Below are 21,113 nucleotides of genomic sequence, written 5' to 3' on the forward strand. Positions count from 1 at the left end.
ATGACTGCCCAGCAACCGAACCAGCCAGTAGAGAAGATTGTGCACCATGGACTGCGTTTGGATCACGATGCCAGTCGCGGCCGCTATTCGCTGTGGCACGGTTCCACTTTTGTCGGTTTCCTCGGCTACTACGAAGAAGATGGCATCGCCACCATCCAGCACACCATAGTCAATGAGGAATTCGGCCGTCGCGGATACGCTCGCGCGCTGGTGACCTTGGTCCTGGACAAGTTCCGCGACAAGGGGCTGAAGATCATTCCGGAGTGCAGCTACGTGCAGGACTACCTGCGCCGCTACCCGGAGTATAACGACATGGTGGCTGCGAGCTAGGCTCGAGTGCGAGCAGCATCATCAATGCGCTTAGTTCCAGGAGCTTTCCGTTTGATCTAAACTGGGACGTGTGAATATGCCAGCGCCGACCACCAGCACGACAGGTATGATGACGACTCCAATCGCAACCCCTTATGAAGATCTGCTTCGAGACGTGCTGGAGAACGGCGCCTCCAAGGAAGACCGCACCGGAACTGGGACGCTGTCGGTATTCGGCCGCCAGATCCGCTTCGATCTGAAGGATTCTTTCCCGCTGGTCACCACCAAACGCGTGCACTTCAAATCCGTGGCAGCAGAACTATTATGGTTCCTGCGCGGCGAATCCAATGTGAAGTGGCTGCAGGACCAGGGCGTGCGCATCTGGAATGAATGGGCTGACGAAGCCGGCGAGCTCGGACCGGTCTACGGTGTCCAGTGGCGCAGCTGGCCAACTCCCGATGGCGGCCACATTGACCAGATTTCCCAGCTGGTCGACTCGCTGCGGAACAATCCGGACTCCCGCCGCCACATCGTCTCGGCGTGGAATGTCGCAGAGATCCAGAATATGGCGTTGCCTCCATGCCACGTGTTCTTCCAGTTCTACGTGGCCGAGGGCAAGCTCTCCTGCCAGCTCTACCAGCGCAGTGCAGACATGTTCCTGGGTGTGCCGTTCAACATCGCATCCTACGCCCTGCTCACGCGCATGCTTGCCCACCAGCTAGATCTGGAGCCAGGCGAGTTCATCTGGACTGGTGGCGACGTGCATATCTACACCAACCACTTGGAACAGGTCAAGGAGCAGCTCTCCCGCGATCCTTACCCATACCCGACGCTCAGCTTCAATTCCAAGCCCGAGTCGATCTTCGACTACACGCTGGAAGATTTCAGCATCAACGACTACCAGCACCACCCGACGATCAAGGGAGCCGTAGCCGTATGACTCCCAAGCCTCGCCACGCACACGACGTTGAACCGCTGATTGGCGCCATTTGGGCCCAAGCCGAGAACGGCATTATTGGCGCTGACGGCGCCATGCCATGGCACGTTCCCGAGGACCTGGCCCATTTCAAGCGCACGACCGCTGGCCATCCAGTGATCATGGGTCGTGCCACATGGAATTCCTTCCCGGCAAAGTTCCGCCCTTTGCCAGGACGCACCAACATCGTGCTGACCACGCAGGCTGATGCCCACGCGCAGCTGCGCAAGGATGGCGCACTCCCCGTCTCCAGCTTGGAAGAAGCCATCGCGTTGGCACAGCGCAGCGCCGGCGGCGAAGAAGTATGGATCATTGGCGGCGGAAAGGTCTATGCCCAGGCACTGGCGCTGCTGGACGTCGCGGTGATTACCAAGCTCGATGCCTCCCCTGCTGGAGATACCTCCGCACCGAAGCTCACCACTGGCTTCGCTCTGGGCGCATCCGATCCGTCCCTAGATTCGGAAGCTGCCCACTGGCACACTTCCTCCACCGGTACCCGCTACCGCTTTGAAACCTGGCTTCGCCAAAAGGACTAGAACGACCATGAAAAAATACATCGGAGAGCTCAAGCAGCACCCCGAAGCACTCTTCATTCTCGGATACATGCTCTTCCCGCTGCTGGCCTTGGTGGTGGCCGTACTCGGCTTCTTCATGGTTCTCGGCGGCCACAAGGCATTCGGCCTGATCATGCTGCTGGTCCCGACGCAGATCTTTATCTTCTCCGCCATGTGGGCGATCAAGAACCGCAAGCTGCTGCTTGAGGAAAAGTAAATCTTTCGCTGCACCGAATCACACCTGAACCCTGCTGGGGCTTGGGTGTGATTCTGCTTTAACTGGTGTAACGAACCGGGCTCTGCCGGATAAACGCCCCTACCATGGAGACATGACTTCATCTGTTGGTTTTGTAGGTTACCGAGGCATGGTTGGTTCCGTGCTGATGCAGCGCATGCTCGACGAGGGCGATTTCGCCCAAATTGACCCGGTATTTTTCTCGACTTCCAATGCCGGCGGCAACGCCCCGGCATTCGCTGAGGGTGCTGGGCCGCTGCAGGACGCGTTCGATATTGAAACGCTGTCCAAGTTGCCGATCATCGTCACTGCCCAGGGCGGGGACTACACGACCAAGGTCCACACCGAGCTTCGCAAGTCCGGCTGGGACGGCCTGTGGATCGATGCGGCGTCCTCGCTGCGCATGAATGATGATTCGGTCATCGTCCTGGACCCGGTCAACCGAGCCGTGATCGATGAATCCCTGGCCTCTGGCGTCAAGGACTACATCGGCGGCAACTGCACCGTCTCGTGCATGCTCATGGGCTTGGGCGGGCTGTTCAAGAACAACTTGGTCGAGTGGGGCACCGCGATGACCTACCAGGCCGCTTCCGGTGGCGGCGCACGCCATATGCGCGAACTGCTCACCCAGTTCGGCGACATCAATGCGTCGGTGGGCAGCGAGTTGGCTGATCCAGCCAGCGCCATCCTGGAAATCGACCGCAAGGTCCTGGAAACCCAGCGCGGAAACCTGGATGCCGCGCAATTCGGCGTACCACTGGGCGGCTCGCTGATCCCATGGATCGACGCTGATTTGGGCAACGGCCAGTCCCGCGAAGAGTGGAAGGCAGGCGTCGAGACCAACAAGATCCTGCAGACCCCCGGCGACAAGCAGATCATCATGGACGGCCTGTGCGTCCGCATTGGTGCCATGCGCTCGCACTCGCAGGCACTGACGCTGAAGCTGAAGGAAGACCTGCCGGTCTCCGAAATCGAGTCGCTGCTCTCAGCTGACAACCAGTGGGCCAAGGTCGTTCCCAACGAGAAGGAAGCCACCATGGACCAGCTGACTCCGGTCGCGGCTTCCGGTACCTTGGATATCCCGGTCGGCCGTATCCGCAAGCTGGAAATGGGTCCGGAGTACATCTCGGCCTTCACCGTTGGAGACCAGCTGCTGTGGGGCGCTGCCGAGCCGCTGCGCCGCATGCTCGCTATCGCCCAGGGCCGCCTCTAGGCACCTCCGAGGCAAAGCCATGGCCAAGTCCAGAACAGAAATTTCTGTTCTGGGCTTGGCCATTTCCCCTGCGGATGAGCTCTAGTGGGCCCACTCATCCCGGAGTACCGAATAGATCAGCTGGTCATGCCACGCACCGGCGCGCCACTGCGCTTGGCGGATGACCCCCTCGCGGGTGAACCCCAGCTTCTCCAGGCACTTCTGCTCAGCCGCATTTTCTGCGGCCGTCGTAGCCTGGATCCGATGACGGGGGTAGTGGGTGAACAAGTAGTCGACGAGCATCTTCTGCGCCTGCGTGCCATGGCCCTGGCCGCGGTACTGGGCAAAGATGCCGATGGCGACTTCCCAGCAGGCCGAGGTGTTGGCCCGGCCCCACGACGAAACGGTGAACCAATCGACTTTGCCGATTACCTGCTCCCCCAAGCAGACCGCCAGCGCGCCATCGGCGTTGCCGATCAACTGGTCCTGGCCGACACGGGCACGCAGCTTATTCGTATCCCAGAAGCCGAACCACTGGGCTTCACCGGCACCCTGCACGGATTGGAAGTTCGCTTCCAGCAGGTCGATATCCTCCAGCCCGAGCTTTCGCAATGACAAGTGCACCCTTGTTTTCCCCCCGTGTTCCGGCGATGGCTGGCATGCTGCTCGCTTAGAGAGCTACGCCGATCAGCAGCGGCTCATTGACCAGTTCAATGCCAAAACGCTGCTGCACGCCGGCACGAACTGCCCGGGCAATGGCCACAATGTCCTGGGCGGTGGCTTCCCCGCGGTTGGTGATGGCCAGTGTGTGCTTGGTGGACAGGGAAGCTCGGCCGCCAGCGAGCGCGAACCCCTCGGTCCCCTCCAAGCCGTAGCCCTTGCCGAAACCGGCCTGGTCGATGAGCCACGCGGCGGACAGCTTGAGGAAGCCAGCTTGTTCCGCCGGGTAGCTCGGAGCGTTCTCGGGAAGCTTGCCCATGACGCTGGATTCAACGATGGGGTTGGTGAAGAAGGAACCGGTGGAGTGCGAGTCGGCGTCCCTGGCATCGAAGACCATGCCCTTGGAACGACGCAAGTCCAGAACGGTCTGGCGCACTTCGAGCGCGTCGGCGCGTTCGCCAGCTTCAACTCCGAGCCGGCGGGCCAGCTCTGCATAGCGGATAGGAGCCGATTCATTTTCACGGGTCAGCAGGAAGGCCACTTCCAGGACCACGTAGCGTGGGGATCCGTTGGTGCTCGTGCGCTTGATGACCGAATCGCGGTAGGCGAAACCAAGCTCGGAGTTATCCAGCTTGAGTACCTGGTTGCTCTGGCGGTCGTAGGCACGAACCCACGCCAGGGTCTGGGAAATGTCTGCCCCGTAGGCCCCGACGTTCTGCACCGGGGTGGCACCGGTGCACCCGGGGATGCCCGAGAGCGCTTCCAGTCCGCTCAGGCCCTCAGCCAGGCTGTACTCAACGGTCGTGTCCCAGTTCTCGCCGGCAGCAGCACGCAGCAGCACCTTGCCATTAGGCTGCTCGTCCAGGTGCAGTCCGCGGGTGGCGATCTGCACTGCGACGCCCGGGTACCCCTCGTCGGAGATCACCAGGTTGGAACCCCCGCCAATGAGCAGAACGTCGTGCCCTGCGGCGTCTGCTGCCGCAACGGCTTGAGCCAGTTCAGCTTCGCTGGTAGCGGTCACCAATTGCTGGGCTGGCCCACCAACGTGGGTCGTAGTCAGATTCTTCAGCATTGCTTCAATTTACTTTCCGTATGGGAACGAATGGGTGCGGCCGGCCGGCGTTCTACGCTTTGCCTGCGCCGCCGGTACGGTTTCCGGCGGCATTAGAGGACAAGCAGAAGGCCACGACCACCAGGATGGAAATGGAACCCAAAGCAGGTAGCAGGCCGATGACTTCAGCCAGCAGTCCCAGAAGCGGCGGGCCGCCGAGGAAGGCGCCGTAGCCGATGGTGGACACTACCGAGACGCGGGTCGCGGCATGAACAGGATCATCCGATGCCGCGCTCATGGCCAGCGGGAAGGTCAGGGCCACTCCCATGCCCCAGATGGCCAGGGCCACGAAGGCCAGCGGCAGGTTGTTGCCAAAGGCGAAGAGCAGTACCCCGACCAGGGCGCTGATGGCGCTGGCCCGGATCATGACGACGCGGCCCAGGCGCAAGATCAGATCGCCGGACAGCAGCCGGGTCAGGGTCATGGCGGTAACGAAGACGCCATAGCCGATGGCTCCCACGCCTTCCTTCGTGTGGTATCCATCCACCAGTGCCATGGCCACCCAGTCGCCGGCTGCGCCTTCAGCCAGGGCCATGCCCAGAACCAGAACGCCCAAGAGGACGGTCTGCGGTTCGGTCCATGCCTTCTTCAGCGAGGTCCCGCTGCTGGTGCGCGGGGTCCGGCTGTAGTCTTCTCCGTAGAATCGGGCACTGTAGAGCACGGTGAAGACGATAACCAGGCCCATGAAGCCGTAGTGGTACTGCAACGGGATCTGCAGACGGGCACCTAGCGCACCAGCGCCGGCACCGATCACGGTGCCGATGGAGAAGAAACCGTGCAGGGCAGGCATGATGCTCTTGCCCAAGGCCCGTTCCATGGCCGCGCCTTGGACATTGGAGGCCACATTCCATGATGCGGTCCCCAGGCCCTGGGCGAAGAGGAAGATGCCGCAGATCAGGGCGCTGCCAAAGATTCCGGCGCCGACGCCTACAAGAATGAGTGAACAGCCGGCTATTGTCGCGGCGATGCGCATGACGCGGGTGGCCCCAAGGCGCAGAACCAGTTGCCCTGAGACCGAGACGGACAGGAAGGATCCTGCACTCATGCACAGCAACAGCAGTCCAACGCTGGCGTGGTCCAGCTGCAGGGCATCACGCACTGCGGGCAAGCGCGAAACCAGGGCCGAGATCAGCAGGCCACTGGCCAGGTAGGCGGCCATCAGCGCGTTGCGCCACTGGGTTACAGGCCTCTGCGCTTCACCGGGAAGTTGCATGCCTAGAGCTGCACCACGGCCTGGCACTTGAGCAGTACCTTGCTGTCATGGGCCGAGACTGCCAAATCGATGCGGGCGGTGCGGGCTTCGGAGTCCAAGGCGCCGACCTTGCCCTCCACCGAAATGGTGGTACCTTCGTGATTCGCCGGATTGGTTCCTTCGGGATCTTCGACGACTACCGGCTTGGTGAAGCGGGTCTGGTAGTCGATGATGGCCCCCGGGTTGCCGACCCACTGGGAGACCAGGTCGATGACCGATCCCATGGTGAACATGCCGTGGGCGATTACCGATGGCAGTTCCACTTCTTTGGCGAAGCGCTCATTCCAGTGAATCGGGTTGAAATCGCCCGAGGCACCTGCATAGCGGACGAGGTCCGCGCGGTTGACCTGCACCGTGTGCGAGCCAATGACCTGGCCCTTTTCGAGGCTTTCGAATTCAATCATGCTTAGTCCTCAGCTCGTACCAGTAGCGATGAAACGGTGGTTGCGATCTTCTCGCCAGCCACGGTGGTTATTTCCGCGCGGGTGGTGATCATGGCACCGGCACCCATTTCACGGACCTGGTCCACGTAGAGCTCGGCAAGCAGTTCATCGCCGGCAACGATTGGACGGTGATGGGTGAAGCGCTGGTCGGCGTGCACCACGCGGGAGAAGTCGATGCCGCTGGCCGGGTCGGCAATCAGCTGCGCGTCAGCGCGCTGGGCGATGATGATCGCGAAGGTCGGAGGGGCAACGACATCGCTATAGCCCAGCTCGCGAGCGGCCTGCACATCGTAGTGCGCCTGGTTGGCGGCCTTGGTGGCCTTGGCGAATTCGCGGATCTTTTCGCGGCCTACCTGGTAGGACTCGCCGGCAGGGTAGATGCGCCCTACCAGGTCGGGGTTGATGCCCATGGATTCTCCTGAACGTTGTTGGAAGTGGCCAGGCGAGGCTGCCGCCGGATACGGGACCCGGGCGCAGCCAAGCGGTCACACGGTGGAATTCTTGCGGAGCCCTAGTCCTGCCCGTCGGCCGGGCGCTTCTTGGCTCGTGGGGCCGCCAGGCCATTGGCAATACGCCACTGGCGCGCATCCCTGGCGCGGACAACCAGTCCGGCGATGTGGCAGAGCATGCCGATGACCATGATGCCGATTGCTGTGTAGACCGTTGGCAGCGATGGAATGTTGGCGCCGATGATGGCCAAGATGATGCCTGCGCCCATGATGCCCATGGCAGCGAAGACGAGCTTCTTATAGCGTGGTGAGGCCGATTCCCAAGGAGTGTTGGTCATGGTTCAAGTCTAGTTCAGCTCCGGCTGTGTCCGCTCATTGCAGCCGGGGCATTTCCCCGTGACTCCCCCGACAACGCTGGGCCTGCATCAGAACAGGGCGGATTGCTCTTCCTTGAAATCTGCGCGGTTCTCCACGATGGCGACCTCGCGGGTCTTCAACTCGGCGGCATCCAGCAGGCGCACGGTGGTGCCTTCGCCGCTGTCTGCGAGGATGCTTTGCCCCAGCACGCCGCGAATGCGCAGATTCACGGTGTTGCCGCCCAGCGCGGTATTCCAGGCATGCAGCGCATGGGCATCCCAGGCGTCAACGACCGGGCGGGCGAAGGCTGGTTGTTCCCACAGCTCGTCGCGCAGCTGCACACCGTAGGTCTCAAGGCCCCGCTGGGCGCCAAGGAAGGCCCGGGCCCGGCTTGCCGCTTCGGAGTTGATCAGGTCCAGCTGGGCGTAGTCCAGCTCCCAGCTGGCCAGTCCCTTGATCTTGGACTTCTGCCGGACTTGCTGGCTCAGGCCCACGTGTTCAGTGACCAGGTCTTCGAGCACTCGAATAGCGGCTCCATCAGCGGCGCGGGCAACATAGCGGGCAATGACCGCTCCCTGCTGCGCCAAGCGAGTCCATTTGCTCTGGGTCGAGGTGGTGCCGACCTTGGTCGCCCCATGGGCGAAGCTTGCGACATACAAGAAGTGCGGCTGCTCCAGGTACTTGCGCATGCCCTCCGGGGCTTCGCCGGTCTTGTGGAAATGATGCATGAACTTCGAATGATCCAGCCGCCGGCAGCGTTCGCACTGGGTTCCGGTACGCAGCGCTTTGTTCTTCGGGCAAGGCAAGGTGTTCCGGGAGCCATCGCTGTTCATCGTGATGTAGCCCAGGCAGAATTTCAATTCGCCAATGCGCAAGCTTAGTGAACGGTTGGATTCCAAGTATTCGGTGCTCCATTTTTCCGCTTGCCGAAGCCGGAGAATGGGGGCGCGTTCATGCTCTGAGAAGCTGATGCCATGGCAGAGCTGCCGGTGGTCGCTGGCGAATTCCATCGATGCCTTCCTCGAAGTTACCTCTTCAACGATAGTTCACCGGACATGGCTAGCTCCTGCAAGGCAGGTTGGCCGGAGCCTGCAGCCCGAAAGTTTGCTGGACGAATTCCCGATTCGTTCTGGCCTAATTCCTAGGAGAAGCCCTTAGGCTGGAACTGCACCGGAACCGTACCGCGGGCCGGGCCATAATCTGCTGAGGTGATCCAGGATTTCTGTCCCATTTGATGACAAGACTCGTGCAGTGGCCATCGCAGCTGCCGAGACCGCCCCTTCGCCGGCCGAGCTGCAGCGATTGACGCAGGCTTTCCGCCATGATTTCCAGCGTTTCATGATGGAGTACCAGTTTGCGGTGGACGAGGTGCTGACCAAGGTCTCGATCTTGCGTGAAGAGTTCTTGTATTTGCACAATTACAATCCAATTGAGCACGTCACTTCCCGGGTGAAAACTCCGGAGAGCATCATGCGCAAGGTCTCCCGCCGGAACATCTCCCCGTCCCTGCCTGCCATTCGCGAGAACATCAGCGACATTGCCGGCGTGCGCATTACCTGCAGTTTCGTCAAGGACATCTACAAGGTTCTGAACACGCTAACCTCGCAGAATGACCTGAAGGTCCTGCAAATCAAGGACTACATCAAGAACCCGAAGCCCAACGGCTATAAAAGTGTCCATGCGATCGTGCAGATCCCGGTCTACTTGTCCGATGGCCCGGTCGATGTCGTGGTGGAGCTGCAGATCCGTACCATTGCCCAGGATTTCTGGGCAAGCCTGGAACATAAGATCTTCTACAAGTACGAGGGCGAAGTTCCGGAACATCTCGTGCAAGAGCTTGCCGACGCGGCGGCCATGGCGACGAAACTCGACATGCAGATGCAGCGCTTGCATACCGAAGTCCACGGCCATGATGCCAATCAGGCACCGAGCCATGAGTCGGATTTCGATACGACAGCGATCCAGGGGCTGCTGTCCCTGGCTCAGCAAGCCAAGGACGGGAACCAGGAGAAGGACTTGGAGCACTAGCCGTTCATGACCTCGAAGGGCAATGCTGCTTCGGGGCCGGAAACCAAAAAAGATCCTCGGCCGAAGCCGAGGATCTTTGATTTGGTAGCGGCGCCGGGACTCGATCCCGGGACCTCACGATTATGAGTCGTGCGCTCTAACCAGCTGAGCTACGCCGCCACAAGTGAGAAGCAATCCAGTAGAAGCCAAGAAAGCTTCTCACTCAGAGCCCCCTGCCGGAATCGATCCGGCGACCTCGTTCTTACCAAGAACGCGCTCTACCACTGAGCTAAGGGGGCAACGAGTAAATACTCTACACGGATTTCCCGGCAAAGAAAAATCGGCGGATCGCCTCGGAAGAGATCCGAAAAATTCTGCAAAATCACTAGTCAATGACCATTTACCCCCTCACTCACTACCCCCGGGGACGAAGGGTGGGACAAAAAGTGCCCTGGTGACGATGCTCACGGGAGTGCTCCTCGTGGTCAATCGCGGATTTGCCCGGGTGCGCAGGATAGAATCCCGCGGATTCTTCCCGGGGGCCAAGCGTCGAATTACCCCGCTTGGAACTTCGGAACACCTCCCCCTTTTCCCGCTCCAGAACCCCGGGTCGAGCGGCACTTGGGCAACGCCCGATCCACCCAGGCGCCCAGGCGCTGCTCCGGTGCCCGGCAGCTGGATCCCAGGCCGTGAACCGAGGTGCTGGAAACCGCCCGGAAGACAACAGCTCCTTGCCGCCCATTCCGGTCTTGAGTAGGAATATTGTGACCTCAGCAACAAATCCCCGACAGATTTTGCAAACCTCAAAAACCTGTGTAAAGTATTTACCTGTTGCCCCCTTAGCTCAGTGGTAGAGCGCGTTCTTGGTAAGAACGAGGTCGCCGGATCGATTCCGGCAGGGGGCTCGAAATAAGAGAGGCAATCTGGTTCCAGATTGCCTCTCTTTTCGTTTGCCCCCAGATGCCGTGAACTCACTGCGAGCGTGGCCCAGGCCGCACCCCAGGGCGCACCCCACCCTGCAGCACCGGCTATCGGCCGCGTCTTGCGCCCCCGGATTCCAGGTACCACCGGCAAGAGTCTCCGGCCAACGAAAAGCATCCTGGCCCGCAGCAGCCGGCCCTTCCCACTTCCTTGATGTCAGGCCCTGACCACTGGGTTTGCGTTTCTTCCTCGCAAGCGTGCTAAGTTGTTCGCGACCACACGGGTGCCCTGGCAAGGGCTGAGATCGGGCTATCGCCGTCCGCGACCGTTGAACCTGTCCGGGTAATGCCGGCGAAGGAAGTGAGTTTCCCCAGTGGAACAAATTGAACAGCACCCTGCCCACACCCTTGCCTACCGCGAATCTGCGGGAATTTCTGTTCCCGTCACGCAGATCCAATTGGCAGACTCCCCCAATGGAAAGCCCAACGAGCCGCTGGCGGTATATCGCACCAGCGGACCGGGAAGCGAGCCCACCCAAGGCCTGCAGCCCTTCCGCGAGCGGTGGATTCTGGAACGCGGGGACGTGGAAACCTATGCAGGCCGCGAACGCAACCTGCACGACGACGGGCGCTCAGCGGTCCGCCGCGGCACGGCCAGCGCGGAATGGGCCGGACGCTCAGCCCCGCCACTGCGGGCCGTTGGCGGAGCCCGCGTGACGCAAATGCACTATGCGCGTGCCGGGATCATCACCCCGGAAATGCGCTATGTGGCCCTGCGCGAGGAATGCGATGTCGAGCTGGTGCGCAGCGAGCTCGCGGCCGGACGAGCCATCATCCCGGCGAACATCAACCACCCGGAATCCGAGCCGATGATCATCGGCAAGGCGTTCCTGGTCAAGATCAACGCGAATATCGGCAACTCGGCGGTGACCAGCTCCATCGCAGAAGAAGTCTCCAAGCTCCAGTGGGCGGCCAAATGGGGCGCGGACACGGTAATGGACCTGTCCACCGGAGATGACATCCACACCACCCGCGAGTGGATCATCCGCAACTCCCCGGTCCCCATCGGCACCGTGCCGATCTACCAGGCGTTGGAGAAGGTCAATGGCGAAGCCAACGAACTGACCTGGGAGATCTTCCGCGACACCGTCATTGAGCAGTGCGAGCAGGGCGTGGACTACATGACCATCCACGCCGGGGTGCTGCTGCGCTACATCCCGCTGACCGCCAACCGGGTCACCGGCATGGTCTCGCGTGGCGGGTCCATCATGGCCGGCTGGTGTCTGGCGCACCACCAGGAGAATTTCCTCTACACCCACTTCGATCAGCTGTGCGAGATCTTCGCGCAGTACGACGTGGCCTTCTCGCTGGGCGACGGCCTGCGCCCGGGCTCCATCGCAGATGCGAATGACGCCGCCCAGTTCGCCGAGCTGGACACCCTGGCCGAGCTGACCAAGCGCGCCTGGAAATACGATGTGCAGGTGATGGTCGAAGGCCCGGGGCATATCCCGTTCCATCTGGTGCGCGAGAATGTGGAACGCCAGCAGCAGCTGTGCGACGGGGCGCCGTTCTATACCCTGGGCCCGCTGGTCACCGACATCGCCCCGGGCTACGACCACATCACCAGCGCCATTGGCGCCACGGAGATCGCACGGTACGGGACCGCGATGCTCTGCTACGTCACTCCCAAGGAGCATCTGGGACTGCCCAACCGGGATGATGTGAAGACCGGGGTGATCACCTACAAGATCGCTGCGCACGCCGCCGATCTTGCCAAGGGCCACCCGGGCGCCACAGCGCGGGATGATGCGCTGAGCAAGGCGCGCTTCGAGTTCCGCTGGAATGACCAGTTCGCGTTGTCCCTTGACCCGGTCACCGCACAGGAATTCCATGATGAGACCTTGCCGGCCGAGCCGGCCAAGACCGCCCACTTCTGCTCCATGTGCGGGCCGAAGTTCTGCTCCATGCGAATCTCCCAGGATATCCGCGACGAGTACGGCTCGGCCGAGGCGCAAGCCGCATTGGCCGGGATGGCGCAGAAAAGCAGGCAGTTCCTGGAAAGCGGCGGCACGGTCTATCTCGGGGACGGGATCCCGGTGGGAACTCCTGCTCCGTAAATAGCCTGCGGCGCACGAAAAACGCCCTTGGGGCAAGCTTTCGGCTTGCCCCAAAGGCGTTATTCAATGCTGTTCAGCTGCGTGCGACAGGCTTAGTAGTCGCGACGTCCACCGCTGCGGCCCGAGTCGCTGAAGCGATCCTTGCCGCCGCGTCCGCCGCCGCCGAAGCCGCCACGGCCGCCGCCGCGTCCGCCACCGAAACCGCCACGTCCGCCACTGCGTCCGCCGCCGAAGCCACCACCACGGCCGCCACGGAAGCCACCGCGGTCGCCTTCGTCGTCACGGCGCGGGCTGCGGCCATTGTCGAGCTCGAGCTCGATGGCTTCTCCGCCGATGCGGGTCTTGGACAGTGCACGCCACTGGTCCTTGCTCAGCTCTGCTGGCAACTCGACCAGGGTGTGGTCCGAACGGATCTCGATGCCGCCGATTTCCGAAGAATCGAAGCCGCCCTCGTTGGCCAGTGCGCCAACGATCGAGCCCGGCTGCACGCGGTTGCGTCGGCCTACGGCCAGACGGTACATGGCGTTGCCTTCGGCAGCGGTCTTGCGGGCACGTGGACCGCGATCGCCACGGTCACCGCGGTCGCTACGCTCGCCGCGCTCTGGGCGATCCATGCGTGCCTTCTTCGAAGGGGACATGACTGGTTCGGTCATCAGCAGCGGGCGGCCGCCCTGGGCCATCAGAGCCAGTGCAGCTGCGATTTCCAGCTGGTCCAGGTCTTCGTGCTCGGAAGCGAACTTCTCCACGATTTCGCGGAAGGTGGTCAGGTCCTGGCCGCTGATGGTCTTGTCGATGCGATCGGTGAACTTCTGGATACGACGGTCGTTGACCGAATCCAGCGAAGGCAGCTGCATCTGGGTCACCGGCTGGCGGGTAGCCTTCTCGATGGCACGCAGCAAGTACTTCTCGCGCGGGGTCATGAACAGGATCGCGTCGCCCGAGCGGCCGGCACGGCCGGTACGGCCAATGCGGTGCACGTAGGACTCGGTGTCATGCGGGATATCGAAGTTGATAACGTGCGAAATACGCTCAACGTCCAAGCCACGAGCTGCCACGTCGGTAGCAACCAGGATGTCGATCTTGCCCGAGCGCAGGTTCTCAACGGTGCGCTCACGCTGCTGCTGAGGGATGTCGCCGTTGATGGCGGCCGCGGTGAAGCCGCGGGCCTTCAGCTTGTCGGCCAGGTCCTCGGTAGCCATCTTGGTGCGGACGAAGGTGATAACGCCTTCGAACGACTCGGATTCCAGGATGCGGGTCATGGCGTCCAGCTTGTGGGCGCCCATGACCTGCAGGTAGCGCTGGGTGATGTTGGTGCCGGTGGACTGCTTGGACTTCACGGCAACTTCCTGCGGGTTGCGCAGGTATTCCGAAGCGATGCGGCGGATGGTGCGTGGCATGGTTGCCGAGAACAGGGCAACCTGCTTGTCCTCTGGGGTAGCTTCCAAGATCTTGTCGACCTCTTCGGCGAAGCCCATGCGCAGCATTTCGTCGGCCTCATCAAGGACAACGTACTGCAGGTTCGACAGGTCCAAGGAACCCTTGTTGATGTGGTCGATAACGCGACCTGGGGTACCAACGACTACCTGGGCGCCACGGCGCAAGCCGTTGAGCTGCGGGCCGTATGGCGAGCCGCCGTACACTGGCAGAACGGTGAAGTTCGGCAGGTACTTGGCGTAGGAAGTGAAGGCTTCGGCGACCTGGAGGGCCAGCTCGCGGGTTGGAGCCAGAACCAGGATCTGCGGGGTCTTGGCTGGACCATTGGTGTCAGCCAGCTCTGCCATGCGGGACAGGGCAGGAAGCGCGAAAGCAGCGGTCTTGCCGGTACCGGTCTGGGCCAGGCCGACAACGTCGCGGCCTTCGAGAAGCAGTGGAATGGTCGCTGCCTGGATTGGCGATGGCTTTTCGTAGCCAAGGTCGGCAAGCGATGCAAGCACGCGGGCATCCAGGCCAAGTTCGGAGAAGAGCACGGTTGGCTCTTCCGGGGTCTGGTTGTCGTCGGTGTTTACGGGCATGTCAGAAGACACGAAGAATTACCTCATTCGTTAGGGGATAGGCCTTGGCCGTCCCCAAAGAAACGACGTATAGGCTGCACAGTCAGATACAAGTCACGCTCATCAAGCGCTCCCCTATGACATAAAGACCCGCACACACTTTGCGGAAAATACAACACGAGAAGGCTCCGGCCTCAAAAATTGGGCTGGATGCGAGAGGGATACCCTGATGTTCGCGAACACTTAATGCTAGCTTGAACAGGCCACTATTGTCAGTGTCGAGAGCGTGTGAGATCGGGCACCGCACCAAAGCACGTAGGGTTGAGAACGTGAAGAAACCACTTTTTCCGCGACGTCCAGATGAGCCCACCCCAGGCGGATTGTTCATCGCCCAAATGCTATGGCTCCTAGCCGGAGTGCTTTTTCTCGGCTTCGGGGGCTTCCTGGCTTACGAGCATGTCCAGGATTCCGCACTGGATTTCGGAGCCATTGCGCTGATGATCTTTTTCGCCGTCGCCGGCCTTGCCTGCTGTGTGCTGGGTTACCGCTTATTCACCGGGGACCGGGCCGCGCGCGCCCAGCTGTCCTGGTTGGGCCTGATTACCGCGCTGCCGCTGTTGCTGCGATTCGGCCGCTATTCGCTGTTGGCTGCCATCATCATGTTCAGCGTGGCCTTGATGTGGATGCCAGCGAGCAACAGGTATTTCAAGATCGTGGATCCCAAACCGGCCAAGCGCCGCCGGTAGCCGATCCGGAACTTCGTTCAAAGCACCAAGGACCTGGGTTCCGTTGCCCTTTGCGGGCAGCGGAACCCAGGTCCTTTGCGCTTGGTTCTTACAGGTTGGCGAAGGCCTTATCCAGGTCTTCAATCAAATCCGCAGGGTCTTCGATGCCAACGGACAGGCGCAGCAGGTTCACCGGAACCGCCAGCTCGGTACCCTTCACCGAAGCGTGGGTCATCTCCGACGGGTAGTTCATCAGCGATTCGATGCCGCCCAGGGATTCTGCCAAGGTGAATAGCTTGGTGCTCTCGGCAATCTTGCGGGCCGCCGATTCTCCGCCGGTGAACTGGACGGACACCATGCCGCCGAAGCCTGACATCTGCTTCTTGGCAATCTCGTGGCCCTGGTGGTCTTCGAAGCCCGGGTAGAGCACGCGCTCGACTTCGCTGCGCTCACGCAGCCACCCGGCCACCTGTGCGGCGTTCTCCGAGTGGGCGCGCATGCGAACGCCCAGGGTCTTCAGGCCGCGGGTGGTCAAGAAAGCGTCCATCGGGCCCGAGACGGCGCCCACGGCGAACTGGATGAAGCCGATCTTTTCTGCCAGCTGCGCATCCTTGACGATCACTGCACCGCCCACCACATCTGAGTGGCCGCCGATGTACTTGGTGGTCGAGTGGACCACGATGTCAGCACCAAGGGTCAGCGGCTGCTGCAGGAATGGGCTGGCGAAGGTGTTGTCCACGACCAGCAATGCGCCGGCAGCATGGGCGATTTCAGCGACCTTGGCGATGTCGGTGATGGTCATCATCGGGTTCGAAGGGGTCTCAACCCACACCAGCTTGGCCTGGTTCTTTTCGATAGCGGCAGCCAGGGCTGCTTCATCTGCCATGTTCACCGGGGTGTTGCCGATGCCCCAGTCGCCCAGCACACGGTCAATCAGGCGGAAGGTTCCACCGTAGGCGTCGTTGCCCAGCACAATGTGATCGCCCGGACGCAGGATCGCGCGGATCAGCGAATCCTCGGCGGCCAGGCCGGAGCTGAAGGAGAAGGCGTGGGTGCCGAATTCTGCGCCGGCCAGCTGCGCCTGCAGCGCGTCGCGGGTCGGGTTGGTGCCGCGGCCGTACTCGTAGCCGTTGCGCAGGCCGCCAATGCCGTCCTGCGCGTAGGTCGAGGAGAAGTGCAGCGGCGGAACTACCGCGCCGGTGACCGGTTCGAATTCCTGGCCCGCATGGACAAAGCGGGTGTTTGCTCCCTGATGGTTTTCAGTCATCGATATCAATCCTTTGAGGTGTTGTCTCTAGCGGGTGGAGTAGGCCAAGAGGTCGGCTGCGGTAGCCGCGGCGATCACTTCGCCGCCCTTGGTCAGCAGTACGGCCGGGTGGCTCTTGAGCACTTCCTGTGCATGTTCCGGGGTGTCTGCGGTGCCGATGAATGGCTTGGCCAGGTCGCCCAGGTCTGCCAGCGTACTGGTTGGTTCTGCGCCAGCCAGCAGTGCGTCGGTGATGTCCCCCGCGCCAATGACACCGCGGATCTCGCCGATACGCGCTGGCAGCGGCGACGTGGACACGACCAGTGCGTCATCGCCCTGCTCGCGCAGTGCCTTGGCCGCTTCGGCCAGGGTGGTATCCGAGGCCACCGTGGTGGTGCCCTGCTTGGCAAGTGCCGCGCCAATGAAGTCCAAGGCGGAGTATTCATCGGTGGTGAAGCCCTGGTCCAGCATCCACTGGTCGTTGAAGATCTTGGCCAGGTAGCCGCGGCCGCCATCCGGGGCGATCACGACAACTACGTCGTCTTCGCCCAGGTCCTTGGCTGCACGCAGCGCGGCGACCACTGCCATGCCCGAAGAACCGCCCAGCAGCAGGCCTTCTTCCTTGGCCAACCGGCGGGTCATTTCAAAGGCCTCAGCGTCGGTAACTGGTTCCACGGCATCCGGCACGGAGGGGTCGTAGTTTCCTGGCCACATGTCTTCGCCGACGCCCTCGACGAAGTACGGGCGTCCGGTGCCACCGGAGTAGACCGAGCCATCCGGGTCAGCGGCAATGATCTTGACCGGGCCCGAGGCGCGGCCGGCGGAAACCTGCTTGAGGTAGCGTCCGGTGCCGGTGATGGTGCCGCCGGTTCCTGCGCTGATGACCGCATGGGTCAGCTTGCCGTCGGTGTCGTTCCAGATTTCCGGTCCGGTGGTTTCGAAGTGGCTGTCGGGTGCTGCCGGGTTGGAGAACTGGTCGGGCTTGTAGGCGCCGTCGATCTCGGTAACCAGGCGGTCCGATACGCCGTAGTAGGACTGAGGCGAATCCGGGGCCACCGCGGTTGGGGTGACTACTACCTTGGCACCGTAGGCGCGCAGTACGTCGCGCTTTTCCTCGCCGACCTTATCCGGGGTGACGAAGATGGTGTTGTAGCCCTTGAGCTGGCCCACCATGGCCAAGCCGACACCGGTGTTGCCGCTGGTTGGTTCCACGATGGTTCCGCCGGGCTTGAGCTGGCCGGATTCTTCGGCGCGCTCGACCATCTTCAATGCGATGCGGTCCTTGATGGAACCACCCGGATTCAAGTATTCAAGCTTCACCAATACAGTGGCTTTGATCCCCTCGGTGACTCGATTGAGCTTCACCAAAGGGGTATTGCCGATCAGATCTAGGACTGTGGACGCATACTTCATGTCAAGAACTTTACCGGCGGTTGTCATACATGTCGTTCCGGCACGTAGCGAAACGTCACGCAGTGGACGGGCACTTTTCATCAGTGCTAGGCAAGCCTGCCGCAAGCTACCGCAGGCACGAGGCTATAGGATGCGATTCATGGAGAAGCCGTTGAGCGCCGATTACGATCCGCACCGCCCCGTGTCCTTGCTCAAGACTTTGGGAATCCTGCGCCGGGGACTGGGCGATCCGACCATCCGCCTGTCCCAGAGCGAAGCATGGCTGGCCTTTGGAACACCGTTCGGAGATGCCACGCTGCAAATCAGCAAGCCCGCACCCACCGCCCCGGCAACGTTTCGAGCATGGGGTCCCGGAGCCCAATGGGCCATCGGCTCAGCGCCGAACCTTCTAGGGGCGCTCGATGACTGGAGCGATTTCGACGCGAGGATCAAAGAAGGGCAGTTCCCCGAAATTATCGCACGCACCCGCTCGTTGCATCCGGACTTCGTTCTGCCCAGCACCGGCAGGATCTTTGAGCACGCCGCCGGGGCGATCTTGGAACAGCGGGTGACCGGGATTGAAGCGAATTATGCCTGGCGCTGGCTGATCCGCCACCTGGGACAGCGGGCTCCGGGTCCGGCTCCCGAGGGCCTGATGATTTTCCCCGGACCGCAAAAGCTAGCCTCAATGAGGCGCTGGGACTGGCAAAAGGCGCGCGTTGAAGGACAGCGGGCTAACACCATGGCACGCCTGCTGCAGGTTACCGGCAGTTTGCAGTGGTGGGCAGAGAAGCCAGTGGACCATGCACGGCCCACCGCCAAGGCTCCGGGCACTCTGGAAGCCGCCTTGGGTTCGGTGCCGGGCATTGGTCCCTGGACAATTGCCGAAACCCTGCAGCGCTCCCACGGATCCAGTGACCATATTTCGGTGGGAGATTTCCATCTGGCTGATTTCGTGGGCCAGGTGCTTACCGGTTCCCGAATCAGCGATGGGCAGATGCTGGAGCTATTGGCGCCATACGCCCCGCACCGTCAACGCGTAGTGCGCTTGCTGGTGCTTTCGGGGCAGAAAAAACAAAGCTTCGGGCCCCGTTACGCACCGCTGGATCACCGGCGGAGGTAAAGGAGCCCGAAGCCTCTAATGGTTCTTAGGAATCAGCCTGCGCGGCTTCCTCGGCGATCTGCTTGTGCACTTCGCTCATGTCAATGCCCTTGACCGCGGTGACGAGATCTTCGAGCTGGGTCTGGTTCAACGCACCAGCCTGCGAGAACACGAGGACCTGCTCGCGGAACGCCATGATGGTAGGAATCGAGGTCACGTTAGCTGCACGTGCCAGGCCCTGCTCAGCTTCGGTATCCACCTTGGCAAAAACGACGTCGCTGAACTTGTCCGAGGTCTGGTCGTAAACCGGTGCAAACTGCTTGCACGGCCCGCACCAGTCAGCCCAGAAGTCCACGAGGACGATGTCGTTGTCTTCAATCAACTTCGCGAAGTCGTCTTCGCTCACATTTTTCGTTGCCATGGTTATACGGTAGCCGATCCTTATTTGAAATACGTAGAAAGGTGATCTTGTTCGGAACCGGGAATAGGAAAGATCCGGGTTGCCATGCATTCCTTCCGCATGCAAAAAACTCCCGGATCCTGGGATCCGGGAGTTATTTTGTGGCAGATACTGGATTCGAACCAGTGAAGGCGTTGCCAGCTGATTTACAGTCAGCCCCCTTTGGCCACTCGGGTAATCTGCCGAGTACGTTCGCTTCAAGAACATTTGCTCTTGTCGGAACGAGAAATAACTCTACAGGAGTTTTTCGATGTTGTGAAATCGAGAGGGGCATTTTTGCTGTAAGCCTGATCACACCCCAAATCCAGGGGGCAAAACCGGTAGGCTATGAAGCGAATCAGACCCGTTTCAACTAGGAGTATTCACATGGCTAGTGATTCCACATTCGACGTCGTAAGCAAGGTTGATAGCCAGGAAGTCGCCAACGCGATGAACCAGGCCCAGAAGGAAATTGCCCAGCGCTACGACTTCAAGGGCGTTGGCGCTGAAGTTGATTTCAGCGGCGAGAAGATCCTGATGAAGGCCAACTCGGAAGAGCGCGTCAACGCAGTACTGGATGTTTTCCAGTCCAAGCTGGTCAAGCGCGGCATTTCCCTGAAGTCATTGGATGCCGGCGAGCCATTTGCATCCGGCAAGGAATACCGCATCGAGGCAAGCATCAAGGAGGGCATTGCCCAGGATGTCGCCAAGAAGATCAACAAGCTGATTCGCGATGAGGCGCCTAAGGGCATCAAGTCAACCATTCAGGGTGACGAGCTGCGCGTCTCTTCCAAGTCCCGCGATGACCTGCAGGCCACCATGGCTCTGCTGCGCGACTTCGAAGAAGCGGATCTGCAGTTCGTGAACTTCCGCTAGGACTGACCCAGCGTTAGAAATCACGTGATACACAGCGAGGGCTGTTTCCCATTCACCATGGGAAACAGCCCTCGCTGCCATTCTGCGCACCACTGGATCATGGACCCGGGAAGGATCAGCGCTGATCCTCGTCGCGCTTGTGACTCTTCAGCCTCTTGGCTTCTTCGCGGGCTTTCTTCGCGTAGTACTGTTCGCGAGTCCTTTCCCTGGCCCGCCGCTTGACCTCGGCCACATCATCAGCGAAGTGGTCCTTGGTCATGGCTTTGAATTCATTGAACTTCGCGGCCATCTCTTCCGGCGAAGGGCCCGGCACCCATGGTTCGATCCAGAGGATCTCAGCGGCGTTGCATGCGGCAACGAGCACTGTCACAAAACTGCTGTCACGCAATGAGCTGGTAACCGCATAGGACGCAGCAAAGCTGACCACGATGGACACCACGAATGGAAGGACGAGGTACAGCACTCCCCCGGGGTCGGGACGGCGTGCTTTCAGGACAATCGGTCGAACGATGATGGCGCCGAGGATTTCCGAGAGGAGATACGAGATCGCCAGCGCGATAGCGAATGTGCCGAAAGCAGTGTCGAGGGCAATCCATGATGAACAAATCCAGGCCGCAAGCAGGCAAGCCAATCCTTTGACCGTTCCGGTGGCCAGTTGACCGGCTATGGCATCCCCAAGCCTGGGCAGAAGTGCCGCGTCGTCGTCTCGCATCCTTGCTCCTTGCTCCATCATCAGACGGCAGAGAGCCTTCTCTTCGGT

22 protein-coding genes, 4 tRNA genes and 1 riboswitch are annotated in these 21,113 nt (G+C 61.2%); of the genes, 11 read left to right on the top strand and 15 right to left on the bottom strand.

The genetic code is table 11. The annotated features are described in order from the left end of the window. The 5 genes from AAZQ98_RS13795 (at window position 1) to asd (ending at window position 3,287) form a co-directional block, all read left to right on the top strand. The gene (locus AAZQ98_RS13795; protein WP_105656880.1) at window positions 1-330 is read left to right on the top strand and encodes a GNAT family N-acetyltransferase; all 330 of its coding nucleotides are present in this window, start codon (window positions 1-3) and stop codon (window positions 328-330) included. 109 nt (window positions 331-439) lie between these two features. Then, window positions 440-1,249 carry a thymidylate synthase gene (locus tag AAZQ98_RS13800; RefSeq protein ID WP_105657074.1) on the top strand — a complete coding sequence of 270 codons (810 nt, stop codon included), beginning with the start codon at window positions 440-442 and terminating at the stop codon, window positions 1,247-1,249. Next, window positions 1,246-1,821 carry a dihydrofolate reductase gene (locus AAZQ98_RS13805; protein ID WP_434693020.1) on the top strand — a complete coding sequence of 192 codons (576 nt, stop codon included), beginning with the start codon at window positions 1,246-1,248 and terminating at the stop codon, window positions 1,819-1,821. The genes AAZQ98_RS13800 and AAZQ98_RS13805 overlap by 4 nt, the downstream gene beginning before the upstream one ends. 7 nt (window positions 1,822-1,828) lie before the next feature. Then, window positions 1,829-2,056 (top strand): NF038396 family protein, encoded by a 228-nt coding sequence (locus tag AAZQ98_RS13810; RefSeq protein WP_434693021.1) that lies wholly within the window; start codon window positions 1,829-1,831, stop codon window positions 2,054-2,056. Window positions 2,057-2,168: 112 nt separating this feature from the next. Then, window positions 2,169-3,287, top strand: a complete 1,119-nt coding sequence (gene asd / locus AAZQ98_RS13815; protein WP_332594903.1) for an aspartate-semialdehyde dehydrogenase — start codon at window positions 2,169-2,171, stop codon at window positions 3,285-3,287. A gap of 81 nt (window positions 3,288-3,368) precedes the next feature. On the opposite strand, the gene AAZQ98_RS13820 is transcribed toward asd, so the two are convergent. From AAZQ98_RS13820 to AAZQ98_RS13850, 7 genes are all read right to left on the bottom strand, one after another. After that, a complete protein-coding gene (locus tag AAZQ98_RS13820; protein WP_434693025.1) occupies window positions 3,369-3,884 on the bottom strand; it encodes a GNAT family N-acetyltransferase in 516 nt (171 codons plus the stop codon). Between the two features lie 52 nt (window positions 3,885-3,936). Further along, a complete protein-coding gene (locus AAZQ98_RS13825; protein ID WP_434693028.1) occupies window positions 3,937-4,998 on the bottom strand; it encodes a UDP-N-acetylmuramate dehydrogenase in 1,062 nt (353 codons plus the stop codon). 52 nt (window positions 4,999-5,050) lie between these two features. Beyond that, window positions 5,051-6,250 carry an MFS transporter gene (locus AAZQ98_RS13830; protein WP_105656886.1) on the bottom strand — a complete coding sequence of 400 codons (1,200 nt, stop codon included), beginning with the start codon at window positions 6,248-6,250 and terminating at the stop codon, window positions 5,051-5,053. Window positions 6,251-6,252: 2 nt separating this feature from the next. Then, window positions 6,253-6,693 (bottom strand): MaoC family dehydratase, encoded by a 441-nt coding sequence (locus AAZQ98_RS13835; protein WP_133833607.1) that lies wholly within the window; start codon window positions 6,691-6,693, stop codon window positions 6,253-6,255. A 2-nt stretch (window positions 6,694-6,695) separates the two neighbouring features. Continuing rightward, on the bottom strand, window positions 6,696-7,142 hold the full coding sequence (locus AAZQ98_RS13840) for a MaoC family dehydratase N-terminal domain-containing protein (RefSeq protein WP_105656888.1): 447 nt from the start codon (window positions 7,140-7,142) through the stop codon (window positions 6,696-6,698). A 101-nt stretch (window positions 7,143-7,243) separates the two neighbouring features. Further along, window positions 7,244-7,519 (bottom strand): hypothetical protein, encoded by a 276-nt coding sequence (locus AAZQ98_RS13845; protein ID WP_105656889.1) that lies wholly within the window; start codon window positions 7,517-7,519, stop codon window positions 7,244-7,246. Between the two features lie 87 nt (window positions 7,520-7,606). Continuing rightward, window positions 7,607-8,548, bottom strand: a complete 942-nt coding sequence (locus AAZQ98_RS13850; protein ID WP_434693033.1) for a DUF2797 domain-containing protein — start codon at window positions 8,546-8,548, stop codon at window positions 7,607-7,609. 241 nt (window positions 8,549-8,789) lie between these two features. Between AAZQ98_RS13850 and AAZQ98_RS13855 the strand changes: the two genes are divergently transcribed. Beyond that, entirely contained in the window at window positions 8,790-9,566 is a 777-nt protein-coding gene (locus AAZQ98_RS13855) for a GTP pyrophosphokinase (protein ID WP_434693034.1), read from the top strand. Between the two features lie 82 nt (window positions 9,567-9,648). Here the strand turns inward: AAZQ98_RS13855 and AAZQ98_RS13860 are convergent. Then, window positions 9,649-9,725 (bottom strand) — tRNA-Met (locus AAZQ98_RS13860). Window positions 9,726-9,772: 47 nt separating this feature from the next. Then, a tRNA-Thr gene (locus AAZQ98_RS13865) sits at window positions 9,773-9,844 on the bottom strand. Between the two features lie 534 nt (window positions 9,845-10,378). On the opposite strand from AAZQ98_RS13865, the gene AAZQ98_RS13870 reads away from it, so the two are divergent. Next, window positions 10,379-10,450, top strand: a tRNA-Thr gene (locus AAZQ98_RS13870). 285 nt (window positions 10,451-10,735) lie between these two features. Further along, window positions 10,736-10,843, top strand: a riboswitch (TPP riboswitch). Next, window positions 10,840-12,582 (top strand): phosphomethylpyrimidine synthase ThiC, encoded by a 1,743-nt coding sequence (gene thiC, locus AAZQ98_RS13875; protein ID WP_434693036.1) that lies wholly within the window; start codon window positions 10,840-10,842, stop codon window positions 12,580-12,582. It overlaps the preceding riboswitch by 4 nt. A 92-nt stretch (window positions 12,583-12,674) precedes the next feature. On the opposite strand, the gene AAZQ98_RS13880 is transcribed toward thiC, so the two are convergent. Continuing rightward, window positions 12,675-14,594: a DEAD/DEAH box helicase gene (locus AAZQ98_RS13880; RefSeq protein ID WP_434693038.1), complete on the bottom strand. Its 1,920-nt coding sequence runs from the start codon at window positions 14,592-14,594 to the stop codon at window positions 12,675-12,677. 308 nt (window positions 14,595-14,902) lie between these two features. Between AAZQ98_RS13880 and AAZQ98_RS13885 the strand changes: the two genes are divergently transcribed. Further along, complete coding sequence (locus AAZQ98_RS13885; protein ID WP_434693040.1) at window positions 14,903-15,319, top strand: hypothetical protein; 417 nt, start codon at window positions 14,903-14,905, stop codon at window positions 15,317-15,319. An 88-nt stretch (window positions 15,320-15,407) separates the two neighbouring features. On the opposite strand, the gene AAZQ98_RS13890 is transcribed toward AAZQ98_RS13885, so the two are convergent. Continuing rightward, the gene (locus AAZQ98_RS13890; RefSeq protein WP_434693042.1) at window positions 15,408-16,565 is read right to left on the bottom strand and encodes a cystathionine gamma-synthase; all 1,158 of its coding nucleotides are present in this window, start codon (window positions 16,563-16,565) and stop codon (window positions 15,408-15,410) included. A gap of 27 nt (window positions 16,566-16,592) precedes the next feature. Next, window positions 16,593-17,957: a pyridoxal-phosphate dependent enzyme gene (locus AAZQ98_RS13895; RefSeq protein ID WP_434693045.1), complete on the bottom strand. Its 1,365-nt coding sequence runs from the start codon at window positions 17,955-17,957 to the stop codon at window positions 16,593-16,595. Between the two features lie 139 nt (window positions 17,958-18,096). Here AAZQ98_RS13895 and AAZQ98_RS13900 point away from each other — a divergent pair, with 139 nt between their 5' ends. Continuing rightward, window positions 18,097-19,059: a DNA-3-methyladenine glycosylase family protein gene (locus AAZQ98_RS13900; RefSeq protein WP_434693047.1), complete on the top strand. Its 963-nt coding sequence runs from the start codon at window positions 18,097-18,099 to the stop codon at window positions 19,057-19,059. A gap of 25 nt (window positions 19,060-19,084) precedes the next feature. On the opposite strand, the gene trxA is transcribed toward AAZQ98_RS13900, so the two are convergent. Together trxA and AAZQ98_RS13910 are read right to left on the bottom strand one after the other, a co-directional pair. Next, window positions 19,085-19,459, bottom strand: coding sequence for a thioredoxin (trxA, locus tag AAZQ98_RS13905; protein ID WP_105656896.1), 375 nt, complete (start codon window positions 19,457-19,459; stop codon window positions 19,085-19,087). 141 nt (window positions 19,460-19,600) lie between these two features. Further along, window positions 19,601-19,682, bottom strand: a tRNA-Tyr gene (locus AAZQ98_RS13910). 182 nt (window positions 19,683-19,864) lie between these two features. Here AAZQ98_RS13910 and AAZQ98_RS13915 point away from each other — a divergent pair. Continuing rightward, window positions 19,865-20,353 carry a YajQ family cyclic di-GMP-binding protein gene (locus AAZQ98_RS13915; RefSeq protein WP_105656897.1) on the top strand — a complete coding sequence of 163 codons (489 nt, stop codon included), beginning with the start codon at window positions 19,865-19,867 and terminating at the stop codon, window positions 20,351-20,353. A gap of 115 nt (window positions 20,354-20,468) precedes the next feature. On the opposite strand, the gene AAZQ98_RS13920 is transcribed toward AAZQ98_RS13915, so the two are convergent. After that, the gene (locus AAZQ98_RS13920) at window positions 20,469-21,065 is read right to left on the bottom strand and encodes a hypothetical protein (protein WP_434693050.1); all 597 of its coding nucleotides are present in this window, start codon (window positions 21,063-21,065) and stop codon (window positions 20,469-20,471) included. Window positions 21,066-21,113 lie beyond the last annotated feature (48 nt).

It is taken from the genome of Glutamicibacter sp. Je.9.36, assembly GCF_051129975.1.
GTDB lineage: Bacteria > Actinomycetota > Actinomycetes > Actinomycetales > Micrococcaceae > Glutamicibacter.